The following is a 14,858-nucleotide window of genomic DNA, read 5'->3' on the forward strand; positions in this document are numbered from 1 at the left end:
CCGAATCTAGTATTCACCTCAACGCAGCACGGTTCAGACGGAACGGTGCGAACGAACAGGAGAAACACCATGAAGAAGATTTCGGGTCTGTACAGCGCACCGCGCCAGCACTGGGTCGGCGACGGTTTTCCGGTGCGCTCGCTGTTTTCCTACGATTCGATGGGCCGCCACGTGAGCCCCTTCCTGCTGCTGGACTACGCCGGCCCGGCGAACTTCGAGCCGTCGGACACGCCGCGCGGCGTCGGTCGCCACCCGCACCGCGGCTTCGAGACGGTCACCATCGTCTATGACGGCGAAGTCGCCCACCAGGACTCGACCGGCGCTGGCGGCGTGATCGGCCCGGGCGACGTGCAGTGGATGACCGCCGGTGCCGGCATCATCCACGAGGAATTCCACTCGCCGGACTTCACCCGCCGCGGCGGCCCGCTGGAAATGGTTCAGCTGTGGGTGAACCTGCCGGCGCGCGACAAGCGTGCCGCCCCCGGCTACCAGCACCTGGCGAAAAAGGACATTCCGGTGGTCGACCTGCCGGGCGGCGCCGGACATCTGCGCGTCATCGCCGGTGAGTACGCTGGGCACAGCGGCCCGGCCCGCACCTTCACGCCCATCAATGTGTGGGACCTGAAGCTGAAAGCCGGCGCCGACCTCGAACTGACGGTGCCGGAAGGTCACACGCTGGCGCTGGTGGCGCTGCGCGGTCTGATCCGTGCCAACAGCAGCCAGCCGGTGCGCGAGGCGCAGATGGCGCTGTACCACCGTGAGGGCAGCAGCTTCTCGATCGCCGCCGAAGCCGACGCCACCGTGCTGCTGCTGGCCGGCGAACCGATAGACGAACCGATCGCCGGCTACGGCCCCTTCGTGATGAACACGAAGGACGAAATCCGCGAGGCGATCGACGATTTCAACAGCGGTCGCTTCGAGACCGTGACGGGCTGACCCGCTTCACCCCCTGCGCGCACCGGGGCGCGCAGGGACCACTCCGCCGGGGGCCACAAAGGCCAAAGCCACCCTCCCGGCACCCAACCTCAACTGCAAGGAGAATTGCCATGACCACGAAGACCTACAAGAAGCTGAACAAGGACGACGCCGTGATGCTGCTGGTGGACCACCAGGCGGGCCTGCTGTCGCTGGTGCGCGACATCGATCCGGACAAGTTCCGCAACAACGTGCTGGCCACCGCCGATCTGGCCAAGTACTTCAAGCTGCCCACCATCCTGACCACCAGCTTCGAACAGGGCCCGAACGGCCCGCTGATGCCGGAACTGAAAGAGATGTTCCCGGACGCGCCCTACGTCGCCCGCCCCGGCCAGATCAACGCCTGGGACAACGAGGACTTCGTCAAGGCGATCAAGGCCACCGGCCGCAAGCAGCTCATCATCGCCGGCGTGGTGACCGAAGTGTGCGTCGCCTTCCCCGCTCTGTCGGCGATCGAAGAAGGCTTCGACGTGTTCGTCGTGACCGACGCCTCCGGCACCTTCAACGACATCGCCCGGCATTCGGCCTGGGACCGCATGTCGCAGGCCGGCGCACAGCTGATCAACTGGTTCGGCGTGGCGTGCGAACTGCACCGCGACTGGCGCAACGACGTCGAAGGCCTGGCCACGCTGCTGTCCAACCACATTCCCGACTACCGCAACCTGATCACCAGCTACAACGCGCTGAAGGGCTGAAGCCCGAAGGCATGAGGGCGGGTCGTCCGGACGGATGACCTGCCAGCGTCATGTCCGGCGATATCATCGGCACGCTCTGAACCGCTCGATGCCCGCCGCCTATGTTCATCGCCCATGCCCCATCGGGCTATCTTCTCGCCACGCAGTTCGTCGATCGTGCGCGAACGCTGCCCGTCCGCGCGAGCGTCGCCGTGGCGGCCGGCGTGATCGGCGCTCTCGCGCCGGACTTCGACATGCTGTGGTTCTACCTGGTCGACGCCCGGCAAACCCACCATCACAAGTACATCAGTCACTGGCCTGTCCTGTGGCTGTCGCTGCTTCTGCTTGCACTGCTGTGGCGGCACACGAGGCCCTTGAGTGCAGGCGCCGCCGTGCTCGGCATCTTCTCGGCGGGAGGGCTGCTGCATATGGTGCTGGACAGTGTCGTCGGCGACATCTGGTGGTTCGCACCCTTCATTGACCGCCCGTTCGCGCTGTTCACAGTGCCTGCGCTGCACACGCCCTGGTGGCTCAACTTCCTGCTGCACTGGTCGTTCGCGCTCGAACTGGCGATCTGCGTCGGTGCAGTGATCACCTTTCGCCGTCGCCAGCGCAGCGGTGTCCCGGCCAAGGTCTGAACCGGTGCGCGAGGCGCACCGCCGGACGGAGGCCCCGCCGGCACTTGCGTGAATCACGCTGCAAGTGCCGGCAGGGTCCGCACGATCAGACGATGGACGACGTGTCCGCCTGACCGTAAGGCCGGGTGCCGTAGTAGGCGTGAATGCGCTTCTCCCAGGCGACGTCGGCCATATCGGGCCAGTGGTTCTTGTCGAAGCCCGGTGCGCTTTCGAGGCGCTCCTTGTTCACGTCGAGCACGAAACGCTTGTTCTCGGTGTCCAGCTTCAGCGCGTCCCAGGGGACAGCGAACAGCTTCTGACCCATGCCGAGAAAGCCGCCGAAGGACATCACCGCATAGCTCACGTGGCCGGTGCGCATATCCAGCATGATTTCCTTGATGTCGCCGAGTTCTTCCGACTGCTTGTTGTAGACCTCGTTGCCGATGAGGGTGTCAGCCCCCATCAGATGGGGCCCGGGGCCGGTGTGCGTATCCGGCCCTGCACCGTTGTTTCGTGCCGGCTTGTATATGCCGTAGGCGTCGCGATCTTCATAGTTCATGGTCATCTCCTGTCGAAGGTGTGCAGTGGTCGCAGCGGAACCCGCCGCGTACCTGCTTCCTCCTGCAGCAGACTAGGCGCCCGCGACAACGCGGTCTGTTCGGCAGCCCACGCAGCCACCGCTCAGGCCCGGAACTGCGCCGCCGCGAATGCCCAGACCATGCGTGAGGCATCGGGCCCGGCCGGATCGCTGTAAGGCAGTTGTGCGGCACCGCCGCTCCACGCGTGCGCCAGTCCGTGGATCTGGACCAGCCTGGACACGAGGACGCTGCCACGGCGGAAGTCGGTCACCGTCATGGCGTACCGCTGACCGCGCTGCACGCTGCGCGACGGCCGGGCGCGGGCGCCCAGGCCCTCGGCCCACTGCTGCGCGGCGGCGTGGGCGTTCTGCAGCGCCACCACCCTGTCGGCGTCGCCGTGGATGACCAGCAACGGCGGCCAGCCGCTTTCCTTCTCCAGCGGCGTCGCCTCCAGTGGCTTCGTGGCGCGATGGCCGTGCATCGCGCCGAGCGCCGACAGGCTTGAATGGGCGGTGCCCGGCGGCACGCCGGAGTGCATCACCACGGCACGGAACCGTGCGGGGTGACGGGTCGCCAGCAGGGCCGCCATGCTGGCGCCCGCCGACAGCCCGACGATCGCCGCCCGCCCGGGGTCGGCCGGGTGCAGCAGGCACACCTGGTCGATCATCTTCATGATCAGCGCGGCTTCGCCACTGGCGCGGCCGGCGGTGGCGTCGAACCAGTTCCAGCAGCCCTGCGCGTTGGCCAGCCGGTCCTGCTCCGGATAAAGCACCAGAAAGCGCTCGCGCATCGCCACCCGGTTCATGCGCGTGCTGCGGGCGAAGGCGTTCGCGTCCTGACCGCAGCCGTGCAGCATCACCATCAGCGGCAGGCGCTCGCCGATCGTGACGCCGGGCGGTCGATAGAGCCTGAAACGGCGTGCGCCGGCGACACCGGTGGCAATGCCGAGCACCCACGCCCCGTCGCCCGGCGGTGGTGTGCGCCGGGCGACCACCGGCTTCATCGCCCGGCCCACCGCACGCACGCCTGTCTTCATCGCGCTGCGGGTAATGGCGACCAGGCTGCGTTCAAGACTGCGGGCCCAGACCGACTTGCGTGTGCGCTTTTTCATCGGTCCATTATGCGGTGCCGTGTGCGACAGCCCTGTGCATGCCGACGGATCACCGTGTCATCGGCGCGTCGCCGGTCAGAAGGCCGTGCGCACCAGCCCGCCCTCGGCACGGATCGCCGCGCCATTGATCACCGCCGCGCGGGCGCTGGCGATGAAGGCGACGACGGCGCCAATTTCCGTCGGATCGATCAGCCGCGCGATCAGCGACGACGGCCGGTTTTCGGCCATGAAGCGGCGCTGCGCCTCGGCCGGTGGCAGGTCGGGAAACAGGTCCTGGATGAATTTCTCGACGCTTTCGGTGCGCGTGGGGCCGGGCAACACCGCATTCACCGTCACCCGCGTACCCTGCGTCAGTTCCGCCAGCGAGCGCGACAGGCCCAGCTGCATGGTCTTGGTCGCGCTGTAGTGCGCCATTTCCGGCGCCGGGCTGATGCCGGATTCACTCGATATGAACACCACCCGGCCGTCGCCGCGGGCCAGCATGCCGGCGAGGTAGTGCCGGGCCAGCCGCACGCCGCTCAGGATGTTCACCTCGAACAGACGCTGCCAGTCGGCGTCGCTCTCGTCGAAGAAACCGACCGCCTCGTAGATGCCGAGGTTATTCACCAGAATGTCGACCTCCGGCAGCGCGGCCAGCGTGGCGGCACACCCGTCCGCCGTGCCATTGTCGGCCACCAGCGGCAGCAGGTCGGCTTGCGGATGGCTGGCTCGGATGCTGGCGACGCCGGCCTCCACGCTGGCCGCGCTGCGCCCGTTGATGACCACCTGCGCGCCTTCGGCCGCCAGCGCGCGGGCGATTTCCAGCCCGATTCCATTCGACGACGCGGTGACCAGGGCGCGCCTGCCCTTCAGTTCGAGATCCATGTGCAGCTCCTTGCAGTTGATGTGCCTGCAAGTGTGCCGCCGGCTTATCATTTCATTAACCATCGAAAATACAATTGATTGTTGACTGTTCGTCAAATATCAACCGGACCACGCCCATGACGACGCGCACCGAAGACCTGCAGGCCTATCTGGCGGTGATCGATGGCGGCTCGCTGACCGCGGCCGCCGAACAGCTGGGGCAGACGGTGTCCGGCGTCAGCCGTGCGCTGGCACGGCTGGAGCGCAGGCTGGACAGCACGCTGCTCGTGCGCACGACGCGGCGCATCGACCTGACCGAAGAAGGCCGGCTGTTCGCCGACCACGCACGGCGCATCGTCGCTGCGCTGGCCGAGGCGGAGGAATGCATGGCCATCCGCCACCAGCGCCCGGCCGGGCGGCTGCGCGTGGACGCCGCCTCGCCCTTCGTGCTGCATGTGCTGGTGCCACGTGTCGGCGCGTTTCGCGCGCGCTATCCGGACATCGAACTGGAGCTGCACAGCAACGACCGCATCACCGACCTGATCGAACAGCGCACCGACGTCGCGCTGCGCATCGGCACGCTGCCCGATTCGACGCTGCACGCGCGTCTGCTCGGCCGCTCGATGCTGCGCCTGCTTGCCTCGCCGGCCTATCTGGCCGTCCACGGCGAACCGGCTGACGCGGCGGCACTCGCCGCGCACCGGCTGATCGGCTTCACCGCGCCGGCCCACCTGAACACCTGGCCGCTGCGCACGGCGGACGGCGAAGGCTGCGCGATCCGCCCGTCGCTGTCCGCGTCCAGCGGCGAAACGGTGCGCCAGCTCGCGCTCGCCGGCGAAGGCATCGCCTGCCTGTCGGACTTCATGACCGAGGACGACCGGCGCAGCGGCCGGCTGGTCGAGCTGCTCGCACCGCTGCGCGTGCCGAGCTTCCATCCGGTGCATGCCGTGTACTACCGCAACACCACGCTGGCGGCGCGCATCGCCTGCTTCATCGACTTCCTCGCCGAAAGCTGGCCGGCACCCGGCGGGGATTGAAGGCGACGGTACGGCGGGCGGACAATCTGCCCTATGTCGCTGAGCGCGCTGTCACAAGTGCAGGCGCTGGCGCGTCTTCGACGCGTATCCACTCCCGCTCTGGCGCCCGCACATGACCTTGACCACCCACACCTTCGATCAGCACCGCCGGCGACTGACCGGCATCGCCTACCGCATGCTCGGCTCGCGCGCCGACGCCGACGACGTGCTGCAGGACGCCTGGCTGCGCTGGCACGAGTCCGCCCCGGCCGACCTGCGCTCCGCCGAAGCCTGGCTGGTGACCGCGGTGACCCGGCTCAGCATCGACCGGCTGCGCGCGCGCAAGGCCGAAGCGCAGCACTACGTCGGCCCCTGGCTGCCGGAACCGCTGGCCGAGCACGACCTGATCACGCCGGAATCGCGGCTGGAGCGGGCCGACGACCTGTCGTTCGCCTTCATCGCGGTGCTCGAACGCCTGAGCCCGGACGAGCGCGCCGCCTTCCTGCTGCGTGAAGTGTTCGACTACGACTACCCCGAGGTCGCACAGGCGCTGGACAAGAGCGAGGCGGCCTGCCGCCAGCTGGTGCATCGTGCGAAGACGCGGGTGGGCGAGCAGCAGCCGCGCTTCACCGTCGACCGCGAGGCCCATCTGCGCGTGCTGCGCCGTTTCATGGCCGCCGCGCAGTCGGGCAAGCGCGACGACATCGAAAGCCTGCTGGCGGACGACGCGATCGCCGTGTCGGACGGCGGCGGCAAGACCTGGGCGACCCTCAAGCCGCTGCACGGCGCTTCGCGCATCGCCTGGCTTTACTACGCGGTCGCGCGCAATCCGGACATCAGTCTGGAATGGCGCGAGGGCCTGGTGAACGGCGAGCCGGCCATCCTGCGCTTCCGCAACGGCGTGCTGCACTCGACGCTGTCCATCGTGACCGACGGCGAACGCGTGCTCGCCCTGTACGGCGTACTCAATCCGGACAAGCTGGGCAGCTTCCGCATCGACTGATACAGGCGGCTGTCACACCGGGCGGCCGGTCGTCGTCTTGTCCATGAGCGCATCGATTCCGTTGCGCTCTCACATGGAGAAGCTCTCATGCACGGCCTGCGACTGCCCTACTTCCGCCTCGCGCCGGAAGCCTACAAAACCCTGTACGCCCTGTCCGACCAGATCAGCCGTGGCGCGCTCGACAAGAAGCTGGTCGAGCTGGTCTATCTGCGCGTGTCGCAGATGAACGGTTGCGCCTTCTGCCTCGACATGCACGCCACCGCGCTGCGTGGGCTGGGCGAGGATGTCCAGCGCATGGACGTCGTCGCTGGCTGGCGCGAATGCAGCTTCTTCAGCGACGCCGAGCGCGCCGCGCTGGACTGGGCGGAAGCGCTGACCCGCATTGGAGACGGCGCACCGGAGGACGCGCAGTTCGATGCGCTGAAACAACACTTCAGCGACACGCAGATCGCCGAACTGACCTTCGCCGTCGCCACCATCAACGCGTGGAACCGCATCGCCGTGTCGATGCAGCAACCGATCGAGCGGAGGGCGTCGTGATGCGCCGCGCGTCACTGTTCGCCGCGCTGCTGTCGCTGACCTTCATCGCCACGCCCGCCGCCGCGCACGAAGCCGGTCACGGTGGCGGCGTTGCGCAGCGCCTGAGCCAGCCGTTGCAGCCGGGCCTGGACGAAGGCGTGCTGCTGGTCGTCACGCTGGCCCCCGGCGAAGCCAGCCCGGCGCATCGCCATCAGGCGCATGTCTTCGTCTACATGCTGGAGGGCGAAGTGCTGATGCAGGTGGCGGGCGGACCCGAGCGCCGGCTCAGGCCGGGCGACGTGTTCGAGGAAAAGCCGGACGACATCCACACACAGGCGCGCAACCTGAGCAGCACGGCGCCCGCCCGCTTCGCGGTGTTCATGGTGAAGAAGCAGGGCGTGCCGGTGGTGCTGCCAGCGAACTGAGCGACCGCCGTTCCGCGGCGCGCCGCGGAACGCAGTCTGCTATCGTCCCGACGCTCCGACATCACGGCAGGTCTCATGAGCGTCATCACCGTCTATCACAACCCGAAATGCAGCAATTCGCGCGGCGCGCTCGAACTGATACGCGAACGCGGCTTCGAGCCCCAGGTCGTCGAATACCTGAAAACCCCGCTGTCGACCGCGGCGCTGCGTGCGCTGGTCGCCGCCTGCGGCGTGCCGGTGCGCGAACTGATGCGCAGCAAGGAAGCGCTGTACAGCGAACTGGGCCTCGATGACCCGACGCTGGACGACGACACGCTGATCGCTGCGATGGCCGAACACCCGGTGCTGCTGAACCGGCCCATCGTCACCACACCGCTCGGCACCCGGCTGTGCCGGCCGCCGGAACGGGTGCTCGACATCCTGCCCGCGCGATGAGAAAGACCGGGCCGGGCAAGGCCGAAACCGATCTGATGCAGCCGTTCGAAGGACTGACGCTGAAAGACATCGTCATTCCCGACACGAAGGAAGCCGTCGCTGCCGCAGTCGCTGAGATCCGCGCAGCCGGCGAAGCCGGCTTCGACACCGAATCCAAACCCACCTTCAAGCCGGGTGAAGTGAGCAGCGGGCCGCACCTCGTGCAGTTCGCGCTGCCCGACCGCGCCTTCCTGTTCCAGATGCACGACAGCGCCAGTCGCGATGCGGCGTCCCTGCTGCTGGAGGATCCGGCGGTGCTGAAGATCGGCTTCGGCCTCAGCGCCGACCGCAGCCAGATCCACGCGAAGCTCGGCGCCACCTTGCAGTCGGTGCTCGACCTCGACCACCTGTTTCGCCGTCGTGGTTACAACAACTCGTTGGGCGCACGCGCCGCCGTCGGCCTGGTGCTGGACCGCAATTTCCGCAAGTCGAAGTCGGTGACCACCACCAACTGGTCGCTGCCCCGTCTGAGCGATGCGCAGAAGCTCTATGCCGCCAACGACGCCTACGCGGCGCTACGCGTATACCTCGCGATCACGCTGACGCCGCAGGAAAGACAGGCGCTGCTGCCTGGGCGCTGAGCGCGTCTTGTCGCGGTCGGAAGACCGCTCCTACACCCACCCGAGGCTCAAGCCACGAGTCTGGCGTCCTCCTGTGGGAACGGCAGTGGCCGCGACACGGCCACTGCCGTCCGCAGGCTTCGATACAGGCCGCAGTCGGGGTCAGAAGACCCCTCCCACAGAAACCCGGCTCCGGCCACCGACCGCGAGTCTGGCGCCCGCCTCTGTGGGAGCGGCCTTGGCCGCGACGCGACCGCTGCGGTCCGCAGGCTTCGATACAGGTCGCAGCCGGGATCAGAAGACCCGCCCCCTCTCATAGAGACCCGCGAAGCTTGCCCGTGCTGCGCCTCAGCCGAGCACGCGGGTCATGTAGCAAGCACCTTCGCCATAGCTTGCAAGCGCCTGCACAGGCACAGTCCCAAGCGCCGGTCGGTAGCCGCGCTGCGCCCAGTAGCGGGCGGCATCGCCGACCGCCACCAGGGCGCCGCAGCGAAGTCCGCGGCATGCCGCCGCATCGTGTGCCGCCTCGTACAGCGCGGCCGCCACGCCGCTGCCGCGGGCCGACGCGGCCACCGCGCAGTCATGCAGATACCAGCGCGTCGCCGGCACCGGCAGCGCGGCAAGATCGGTGTCCAGCGCCGGCGGCTTGCCGTCGTGCCACGGATGCGAAACCAGATAGCCAAGCAGATCGCCGGCCGCTGACTGCGCGACCAGGCAAAGATCCGGTGCCAGCCTCATGCGATTCAGATAGACGGCAGCGCCCTCGGGCACGAAGGCCGCATCGGCATAGGCGATTGCCTGCAGCGCAAGCACGGCGTCGACATCGTCGGCGCGCATCGGGCGGATGATCGGATGCATCGGTACTGCAAAAACCTCAGGAAAGGAGATGCGCGTCGGCACCCCGCGGAGTTGCGACACCTGCGCGCCGTCTCACGATGCAGCGCGCAGTTCCATCCTGCCGTCGGCGACCAGGCCGCGGCCGATCTCGCGCAGGTCCACACCGATCGGATGCTGGCTCACGCTCAGTCCGAACTCCGGCAGGATGGCCAGCAGGTGGTCGAAGATGTCCGACTGTATGCCTTCGTACTTCGACCACGCGGTGGTGTTGGTGAAGCAGTAGATCTCCAGCGGCAGGCCATCCGGCGTCGGCGCCAGTTGCCGCACCAGCAGCGTCATGTCGCGGTGTATGCCCGGATGCGCGCGCAGGAAGCGCTCCACGTAGGCGCGGAAGCAACCGATATTGGTGATGCGGCGGTGATTGACCGGCGCCTTGCCGCGCGCTTCGAGCTGACGGTTCCAGTCGTCGATCTCGCGCTGCTTCTCGCCCAGATAGTCTTCGAGCAGCGCAAAGCGTGTCAGCCCGCGTCGCTCCTCGTCGGACAGGAAGCGCACGCTCTGCTGGTCGAGCAGCAGGCTGCGCTTGATGCGGCGACCGCCCGACTCCTGCATGCCGCGCCAGTTCTTGAACGGGTCGGTGATGAAGCGTTTGGTCGGAATGGTGGTGATGGTCTTGTCCCAGTTCTGCACCTTCACCGTGTGCAGCGCGATGTCGATCACGTCGCCGTCGGCGTTGAGCTGCGGCATTTCCACCCAGTCGCCGACGCGCACGATGTCGTTCGACGAAATCTGCACGCTGGCCACCAGCGACAACAGCGTGTCCTGGAACACCAGCATGAGCACCGCAGCCATCGCGCCCAGACCGGACAGCAGAATGAGTGGCGAGCGGTCGATCAGCGCAGCCACCATCAGGATGGCGGCGACGACGTACAGCAGGATCTTCACGACCTGGATGTAGCCCTTGATCGGCTTCAGGTGAGCGCCGGGCCGCCGCTCGTACAGCGCGTTGAGCCAGCTCAGCAGGGCGCCGATCGCGAGGGCCACGGTGAGCACCATGAAGGCACCGGCCACGTTCTGCACCACGGTGACCGCGGTCGGCGGCACCTCGGGCAGCAGTGCGATGCCATTGTGCAGGATGAGCGCGGGCACCACATTGGACAGCCGGCGCACGACCGTGTCATCGAAGGTGCTCTGCCCCTCGCCCACCGGCAGCATGCGCAAAGCGCGTGTGAGCACGCGCAGCAGCACCTTCTTGACGATCCAGTTGGCCGTCCAGGCCAGCAGCGCGATCAGCGCGATACCGATCAGCGCACGCAGCTCCGGCGGGTAATGGTCAAAGGCCTCCATGAGCTCAAGATAGCTCGTCACTGTTGTCTCCCTGTGAATGGCCTGCGGCGGCGGCGCCGCGAAGACGCGCCCGCTCTGTCGGCACGCAGGACCGACAGGCGGAAAGGGCGCAGGGTTCCGCAGATCGGCGCCGCCAGACGGCGGGCCGGCACTGCGCGGATCAGATCACCGGCGCGAGCCAGCGCTTCATGACCGGCTCAGGCATACCTTTGCGCGCCGCCAGATCGGCCACCTGATCGGCGCCCACCTTTGTGATCGCGAAGTACTGCGCGTCCGGGTGGGCGAGGTAGAAACCGCTCACCGCCGCGGTCGGCAGCATGGCGTAGCTTTCGGTCAGCGACACGCCGATCGCGGCTTCCGCGTCGAGCAGGCGGAACAGGTCGCCCTTCTCGGTGTGGTCCGGACAGGCCGGATAACCCGGCGCCGGACGGATGCCACGGTACTTCTCGGCGATCAAAGCAGCGTTGTCGAGCTGTTCGTCGCGCGCATAGCCCCAATCCTCGCGCCGCACCTTTGCGTGCAGGTACTCGGCGAAGGCTTCGGCCAGCCGGTCGGCCAGCGCCTTCAGCATGATGCTGCTGTAGTCGTCGTGTGTCCTCTCGAACTCGGCCAGCTTGGTTTCGATACCGATGCCGGCGGTGACGACGAAGGCGCCCGCCCAGTCCGCCACGCCGCTGGCGCGCGGCGCCACGAAGTCGGACAGACAGTAGTGCGGCTTGCCGGCCGGGCGCTCGTGCTGCTGGCGCAGGTTGTGCCAGGTCATCGCGGTGTTCAGGCGCGTCTCGTCGGTATAGAACTCGATGTCGTCGCCGCGGCTGTTGGCCGGCCAGACGCCATACACCGCGCGTGCAACCAGCCACTTGCCGTCGATCACCTGCTGCAGCATGGCCTGCGCGTCGGCCAGCAGCTTGCGCGCTTCCTCGCCGACGATTTCGTCGTCGAGGATGGCCGGATACGGACCCGACAGTTCCCAGGTCTGGAAGAAGGGGCCCCAGTCGATGTAGTCGACCAGCGCCGCCAGATCCTGGTCCTCGATCACCTGGCGACCGATCTTCTGCGGCCGCTCGGGGATAACCTCGCTGCCCCAGCCGCAGCAGTACGCGTTGTCGCGCGCGTCGTTCAGCGACACCAGCTTCTGGCCCTTCTTGGCCGCATGCTGTTCGCGGATCTTCGCGTAGTCGGCCGCCACTTCTTCGGCATAGGCCGCGCGCTGATCCTTCGACAGCAGGCTGGTGGCGACGCCGACCGCGCGCGAGGCGTCCGGCACATACACGACCGGAGATGCGTAATGCGGCGCAATCTTGATCGCGGTGTGCGCACGCGAAGTGGTGGCGCCGCCGATCAGCAGCGGAATGTCGAAGCCCTCGCGCGTCATTTCCGACGCGACGTGGCTCATCTCTTCCAGCGACGGCGTGATCAGGCCCGACAGGCCGATGATGTCGGCCTTGTGCTCGCGTGCGGTCTGCAGGATGCGGTCGCACGACACCATGACGCCGAGATCGATCACGTCGTAGCCGTTGCAGCCCAGCACCACGCCGACGATGTTCTTGCCGATGTCATGCACGTCGCCCTTCACCGTCGCCATGACGACGCGGCCCTTGGTTTCGCCAACCTTCTTCGACGCCTCGATGTAGGGCTGAAGATGGGCCACCGCCTGCTTCATCACGCGGGCCGACTTCACCACCTGCGGCAGGAACATCTTGCCGGCGCCGAACAGGTCGCCGACGTGGTTCATGCCGGCCATCAGCGGACCTTCGATCACCGCCAGCGGCGGCTTGCCCTCAGCTTCCAGCCGCGCGCGCACCTCTTCGGTGTCCTCGACGACGAATTCGGTGATGCCCTTGACCAGCGCGTGCTCGAGCCGCTTCTCGACCGGCCATTCGCGCCAGGCCAGATCCTGCGTCGATTCCTTGGCCTGTCCCTTCACCGTGATCGCGAACTCGACCAGCGCGTCGCCGGCACCGGGGTGGCGGTTCAGCACCACGTCCTCGACCTTGTCGCGCAGCGGCTGCGGAATGTCTTCGTAAACGCCGAGTTGGCCGGCGTTCACGATGCCCATCGACAGGCCGTTGCGGATCGCGTGGTACAGGAACACGGTGTGGATGGCTTCGCGCACCGGGTCGTTGCCGCGGAAGGAGAAGCTCACGTTGGACACGCCGCCCGAGGTCTTCGCGTACGGCAGGTTCTTGTGTATCCAGCCGACCGCTTCGATGTAATCGACCGCGTAGTTGTCGTGCTCGGCGATGCCGGTGGCGATCGCGAAGATGTTCGGATCGAAGATGATGTCTTCCGGAGGGAAGCCCACCTGTTCGGTCAGCAGCGTGTAGGCGCGCTGGCAGATTTCGGTCTTGCGCTGGTAGGTGTCGGCCTGGCCCTTCTCGTCGAAAGCCATCACGATGACCGCCGCGCCGTAGCGGCGTGCGAGCTTGGCCTGGCGCAGGAACTCCGCCTCGCCTTCCTTCATCGAGATCGAGTTGATGACGCCCTTGCCCTGGATGCACTTCAGGCCGGCCTCGATCACGCTCCACTTCGACGAGTCGAGCATGATGGGCACGCGCGAAATGTCCGGCTCGGAGGCGATGAGCTTCAGGAAGCGCTCCATCGCGGCGACCGAATCCAGCATCGCCTCGTCCATATTGATGTCGATGACCTGGGCACCGTTCTCGACCTGCTGGCGGGCCACCGCCAGCGCGTCGTCGAAGCGCGATTCCAGAATCATTTTCGCGAAGGCGCGCGAGCCGGTCACATTGGTGCGCTCGCCCACGTTCACGAACAGCGAGTCGGCGCCGACATTGAACGCTTCCAGCCCGGACAGGCGCAGCTTGCGTTCGATCTCTGGCACGGCGCGCGGCGGCATGTCCGCCATCGCTTCGGCGAAGGCGCGGATGTGGTCCGGCGTCGTACCGCAGCAGCCGCCGACGATGTTCAGGAAGCCGGACTGCGCCCACTCGCGCAGGTGATTCACCATGTCGGCCGGCGTTTCGTCGTACTCGCCGAAGGCATTCGGCAGGCCGGCGTTCGGGTGGGCGGACACGTGCGTGTCGGCCAGATGCGCCAGTTCCTCGACGTGCTGGCGCATGTCCTTCGGGCCCAGCGCGCAGTTGAAGCCGAAGGAGATCGGATTCGCGTGTCGCAGCGAATTCCAGAACGCCTCGGCGGTCTGGCCGGACAAGGTGCGGCCGGAGGCGTCGGTGATGGTGCCGGAAATCATGACCGGCCAGCGGCGGCCGACCTCGTCGAAGAACTTCTCGACCGCGAACACCGCCGCCTTCGCGTTCAGCGTATCGAACACGGTCTCGATCAGCAGCAGGTCGGCGCCGCCTTCGGTCAGGCCACGCGCGGCGGCGACGTAGTCATCGACCAGCTGGTCGAAGCTCACGTTGCGGAAGCCCGGATCGTTCACGTCCGGCGACAGCGAACAGGTGCGCGAGGTCGGGCCGAGCACGCCAGCGACGAAGCGCGGCTTGTCCGGGTTCTTCGCGGTGTACGCGTCGCATGCCTCGCGCGCGATGCGCGCGCCTTCGACGTTCAGCTCGTGCACGATGGCTTCCAGGCCGTATTCAGCCTGCGAAATCACCGTCGCGTTGAAGGTGTTGGTTTCGATGATGTCCGCGCCGGCCTCGAGATAGGCCGCGTGGATGCCGCGGATCACGTCCGGCCGCGTCAGCAGCAGCAGGTCGTTGTTGCCCTTGAGGTCCTTCGGGTGATCGGCGAAGCGTGTGCCACGGTAGTCGGCCTCGACCAGCCGGTGCTTCTGCACCATGGTGCCCATCGCGCCATCCAGAATCAGGATGCGGCGGGCCATCAGGGCCTTGAGCTGTTCGGTGCAGTCTGGACGAATCATCGGTCTCTCCGTGGAGCGGCGACCCGTGATCATCG

Annotated in this window: 15 protein-coding genes; 9 read left to right on the plus strand and 6 right to left on the minus strand. The window is 67.2% G+C overall.

All coding sequences use genetic code 11. The features are described 5' to 3' along the window. Positions 1 to 69 precede the first annotated feature (69 nt). From WJU27_RS15110 to WJU27_RS15120, 3 genes are all read left to right on the plus strand, one after another. Positions 70 to 936: a pirin family protein gene (locus tag WJU27_RS15110; protein ID WP_341422594.1), complete on the plus strand. Its 867-nt coding sequence runs from the start codon at positions 70 to 72 to the stop codon at positions 934 to 936. A gap of 110 nt (positions 937 to 1,046) precedes the next feature. Then, the gene (ycaC, locus tag WJU27_RS15115; RefSeq protein ID WP_304001515.1) at positions 1,047 to 1,670 is read left to right on the plus strand and encodes an isochorismate family cysteine hydrolase YcaC; all 624 of its coding nucleotides are present in this window, start codon (positions 1,047 to 1,049) and stop codon (positions 1,668 to 1,670) included. Between the two features lie 101 nt (positions 1,671 to 1,771). Continuing rightward, the gene (locus tag WJU27_RS15120) at positions 1,772 to 2,287 is read left to right on the plus strand and encodes a metal-dependent hydrolase (RefSeq protein ID WP_341422595.1); all 516 of its coding nucleotides are present in this window, start codon (positions 1,772 to 1,774) and stop codon (positions 2,285 to 2,287) included. An 85-nt stretch (positions 2,288 to 2,372) separates the two neighbouring features. Here the strand turns inward: WJU27_RS15120 and WJU27_RS15125 are convergent, their stop codons facing one another. From WJU27_RS15125 to WJU27_RS15135, 3 genes are all read right to left on the minus strand, one after another. Beyond that, on the minus strand, positions 2,373 to 2,825 hold the full coding sequence (locus WJU27_RS15125) for a PRC-barrel domain-containing protein (RefSeq protein ID WP_341422596.1): 453 nt from the start codon (positions 2,823 to 2,825) through the stop codon (positions 2,373 to 2,375). A 122-nt stretch (positions 2,826 to 2,947) separates the two neighbouring features. Next, on the minus strand, positions 2,948 to 3,955 hold the full coding sequence (locus tag WJU27_RS15130; protein ID WP_341422597.1) for an extracellular catalytic domain type 1 short-chain-length polyhydroxyalkanoate depolymerase: 1,008 nt from the start codon (positions 3,953 to 3,955) through the stop codon (positions 2,948 to 2,950). Between the two features lie 75 nt (positions 3,956 to 4,030). Continuing rightward, positions 4,031 to 4,819 carry an SDR family NAD(P)-dependent oxidoreductase gene (locus tag WJU27_RS15135; RefSeq protein ID WP_341422598.1) on the minus strand — a complete coding sequence of 263 codons (789 nt, stop codon included), beginning with the start codon at positions 4,817 to 4,819 and terminating at the stop codon, positions 4,031 to 4,033. 116 nt (positions 4,820 to 4,935) lie between these two features. Here WJU27_RS15135 and WJU27_RS15140 point away from each other — a divergent pair, with 116 nt between their 5' ends. The 6 genes from WJU27_RS15140 (at position 4,936) to WJU27_RS15165 (ending at position 8,816) form a co-directional block, all read left to right on the plus strand. Beyond that, a complete protein-coding gene (locus WJU27_RS15140) occupies positions 4,936 to 5,835 on the plus strand; it encodes a LysR family transcriptional regulator (protein WP_341422599.1) in 900 nt (299 codons plus the stop codon). 112 nt (positions 5,836 to 5,947) lie between these two features. Further along, on the plus strand, positions 5,948 to 6,817 hold the full coding sequence (sigJ, locus tag WJU27_RS15145; protein WP_341422600.1) for an RNA polymerase sigma factor SigJ: 870 nt from the start codon (positions 5,948 to 5,950) through the stop codon (positions 6,815 to 6,817). A gap of 87 nt (positions 6,818 to 6,904) precedes the next feature. Next, positions 6,905 to 7,357: a carboxymuconolactone decarboxylase family protein gene (locus WJU27_RS15150; RefSeq protein ID WP_341422601.1), complete on the plus strand. Its 453-nt coding sequence runs from the start codon at positions 6,905 to 6,907 to the stop codon at positions 7,355 to 7,357. After that, positions 7,357 to 7,761, plus strand: coding sequence for a cupin domain-containing protein (locus tag WJU27_RS15155; protein WP_341422633.1), 405 nt, complete (start codon positions 7,357 to 7,359; stop codon positions 7,759 to 7,761). Before WJU27_RS15150 ends, WJU27_RS15155 begins: the two co-directional genes overlap by 1 nt. A 75-nt stretch (positions 7,762 to 7,836) precedes the next feature. Then, complete coding sequence (arsC, locus tag WJU27_RS15160) at positions 7,837 to 8,196, plus strand: arsenate reductase (glutaredoxin) (RefSeq protein ID WP_341422602.1); 360 nt, start codon at positions 7,837 to 7,839, stop codon at positions 8,194 to 8,196. Next, positions 8,193 to 8,816 (plus strand): 3'-5' exonuclease, encoded by a 624-nt coding sequence (locus tag WJU27_RS15165; RefSeq protein WP_341422603.1) that lies wholly within the window; start codon positions 8,193 to 8,195, stop codon positions 8,814 to 8,816. Before arsC ends, WJU27_RS15165 begins: the two co-directional genes overlap by 4 nt. A 327-nt stretch (positions 8,817 to 9,143) precedes the next feature. On the opposite strand, the gene WJU27_RS15170 is transcribed toward WJU27_RS15165, so the two are convergent. The 3 genes from WJU27_RS15170 to metH form a co-directional block, all read right to left on the minus strand. Then, a complete protein-coding gene (locus WJU27_RS15170) occupies positions 9,144 to 9,653 on the minus strand; it encodes a GNAT family N-acetyltransferase (RefSeq protein WP_341422605.1) in 510 nt (169 codons plus the stop codon). A 72-nt stretch (positions 9,654 to 9,725) separates the two neighbouring features. Continuing rightward, complete coding sequence (locus WJU27_RS15175; protein WP_341422606.1) at positions 9,726 to 11,000, minus strand: mechanosensitive ion channel family protein; 1,275 nt, start codon at positions 10,998 to 11,000, stop codon at positions 9,726 to 9,728. 139 nt (positions 11,001 to 11,139) lie between these two features. Continuing rightward, positions 11,140 to 14,823 (minus strand): methionine synthase, encoded by a 3,684-nt coding sequence (gene metH, locus WJU27_RS15180; RefSeq protein ID WP_341422607.1) that lies wholly within the window; start codon positions 14,821 to 14,823, stop codon positions 11,140 to 11,142. Positions 14,824 to 14,858 lie beyond the last annotated feature (35 nt).

Origin of the sequence: Methyloversatilis sp. NSM2, assembly GCF_038066675.1 — a bacterium.
GTDB lineage: Bacteria > Pseudomonadota > Gammaproteobacteria > Burkholderiales > Rhodocyclaceae > Methyloversatilis > Methyloversatilis discipulorum_A.

Bases quoted from the DNA above. Each gene is read 5' to 3' on its own strand.
- WJU27_RS15110 (WP_341422594.1), top strand. From the start codon at position 70: ATGAAGAAGATTTCGGGTCTGTACAGCGCACCGCGCCAGCACTGGGTC.
- ycaC (WP_304001515.1), top strand. From the start codon at position 1,047: ATGACCACGAAGACCTACAAGAAGCTGAACAAGGACGACGCCGTGATG.
- WJU27_RS15120 (WP_341422595.1), top strand. From the start codon at position 1,772: ATGTTCATCGCCCATGCCCCATCGGGCTATCTTCTCGCCACGCAGTTC.
- WJU27_RS15125 (WP_341422596.1), bottom strand. From the start codon at position 2,825: ATGAACTATGAAGATCGCGACGCCTACGGCATATACAAGCCGGCACGA.
- WJU27_RS15130 (WP_341422597.1), bottom strand. From the start codon at position 3,955: ATGAAAAAGCGCACACGCAAGTCGGTCTGGGCCCGCAGTCTTGAACGC.
- WJU27_RS15135 (WP_341422598.1), bottom strand. From the start codon at position 4,819: ATGGATCTCGAACTGAAGGGCAGGCGCGCCCTGGTCACCGCGTCGTCG.
- WJU27_RS15140 (WP_341422599.1), top strand. From the start codon at position 4,936: ATGACGACGCGCACCGAAGACCTGCAGGCCTATCTGGCGGTGATCGAT.
- sigJ (WP_341422600.1), top strand. From the start codon at position 5,948: ATGACCTTGACCACCCACACCTTCGATCAGCACCGCCGGCGACTGACC.
- WJU27_RS15150 (WP_341422601.1), top strand. From the start codon at position 6,905: ATGCACGGCCTGCGACTGCCCTACTTCCGCCTCGCGCCGGAAGCCTAC.
- WJU27_RS15155 (WP_341422633.1), top strand. From the start codon at position 7,357: ATGCGCCGCGCGTCACTGTTCGCCGCGCTGCTGTCGCTGACCTTCATC.
- arsC (WP_341422602.1), top strand. From the start codon at position 7,837: ATGAGCGTCATCACCGTCTATCACAACCCGAAATGCAGCAATTCGCGC.
- WJU27_RS15165 (WP_341422603.1), top strand. From the start codon at position 8,193: ATGAGAAAGACCGGGCCGGGCAAGGCCGAAACCGATCTGATGCAGCCG.
- WJU27_RS15170 (WP_341422605.1), bottom strand. From the start codon at position 9,653: ATGCATCCGATCATCCGCCCGATGCGCGCCGACGATGTCGACGCCGTG.
- metH (WP_341422607.1), bottom strand. From the start codon at position 14,823: ATGATTCGTCCAGACTGCACCGAACAGCTCAAGGCCCTGATGGCCCGC.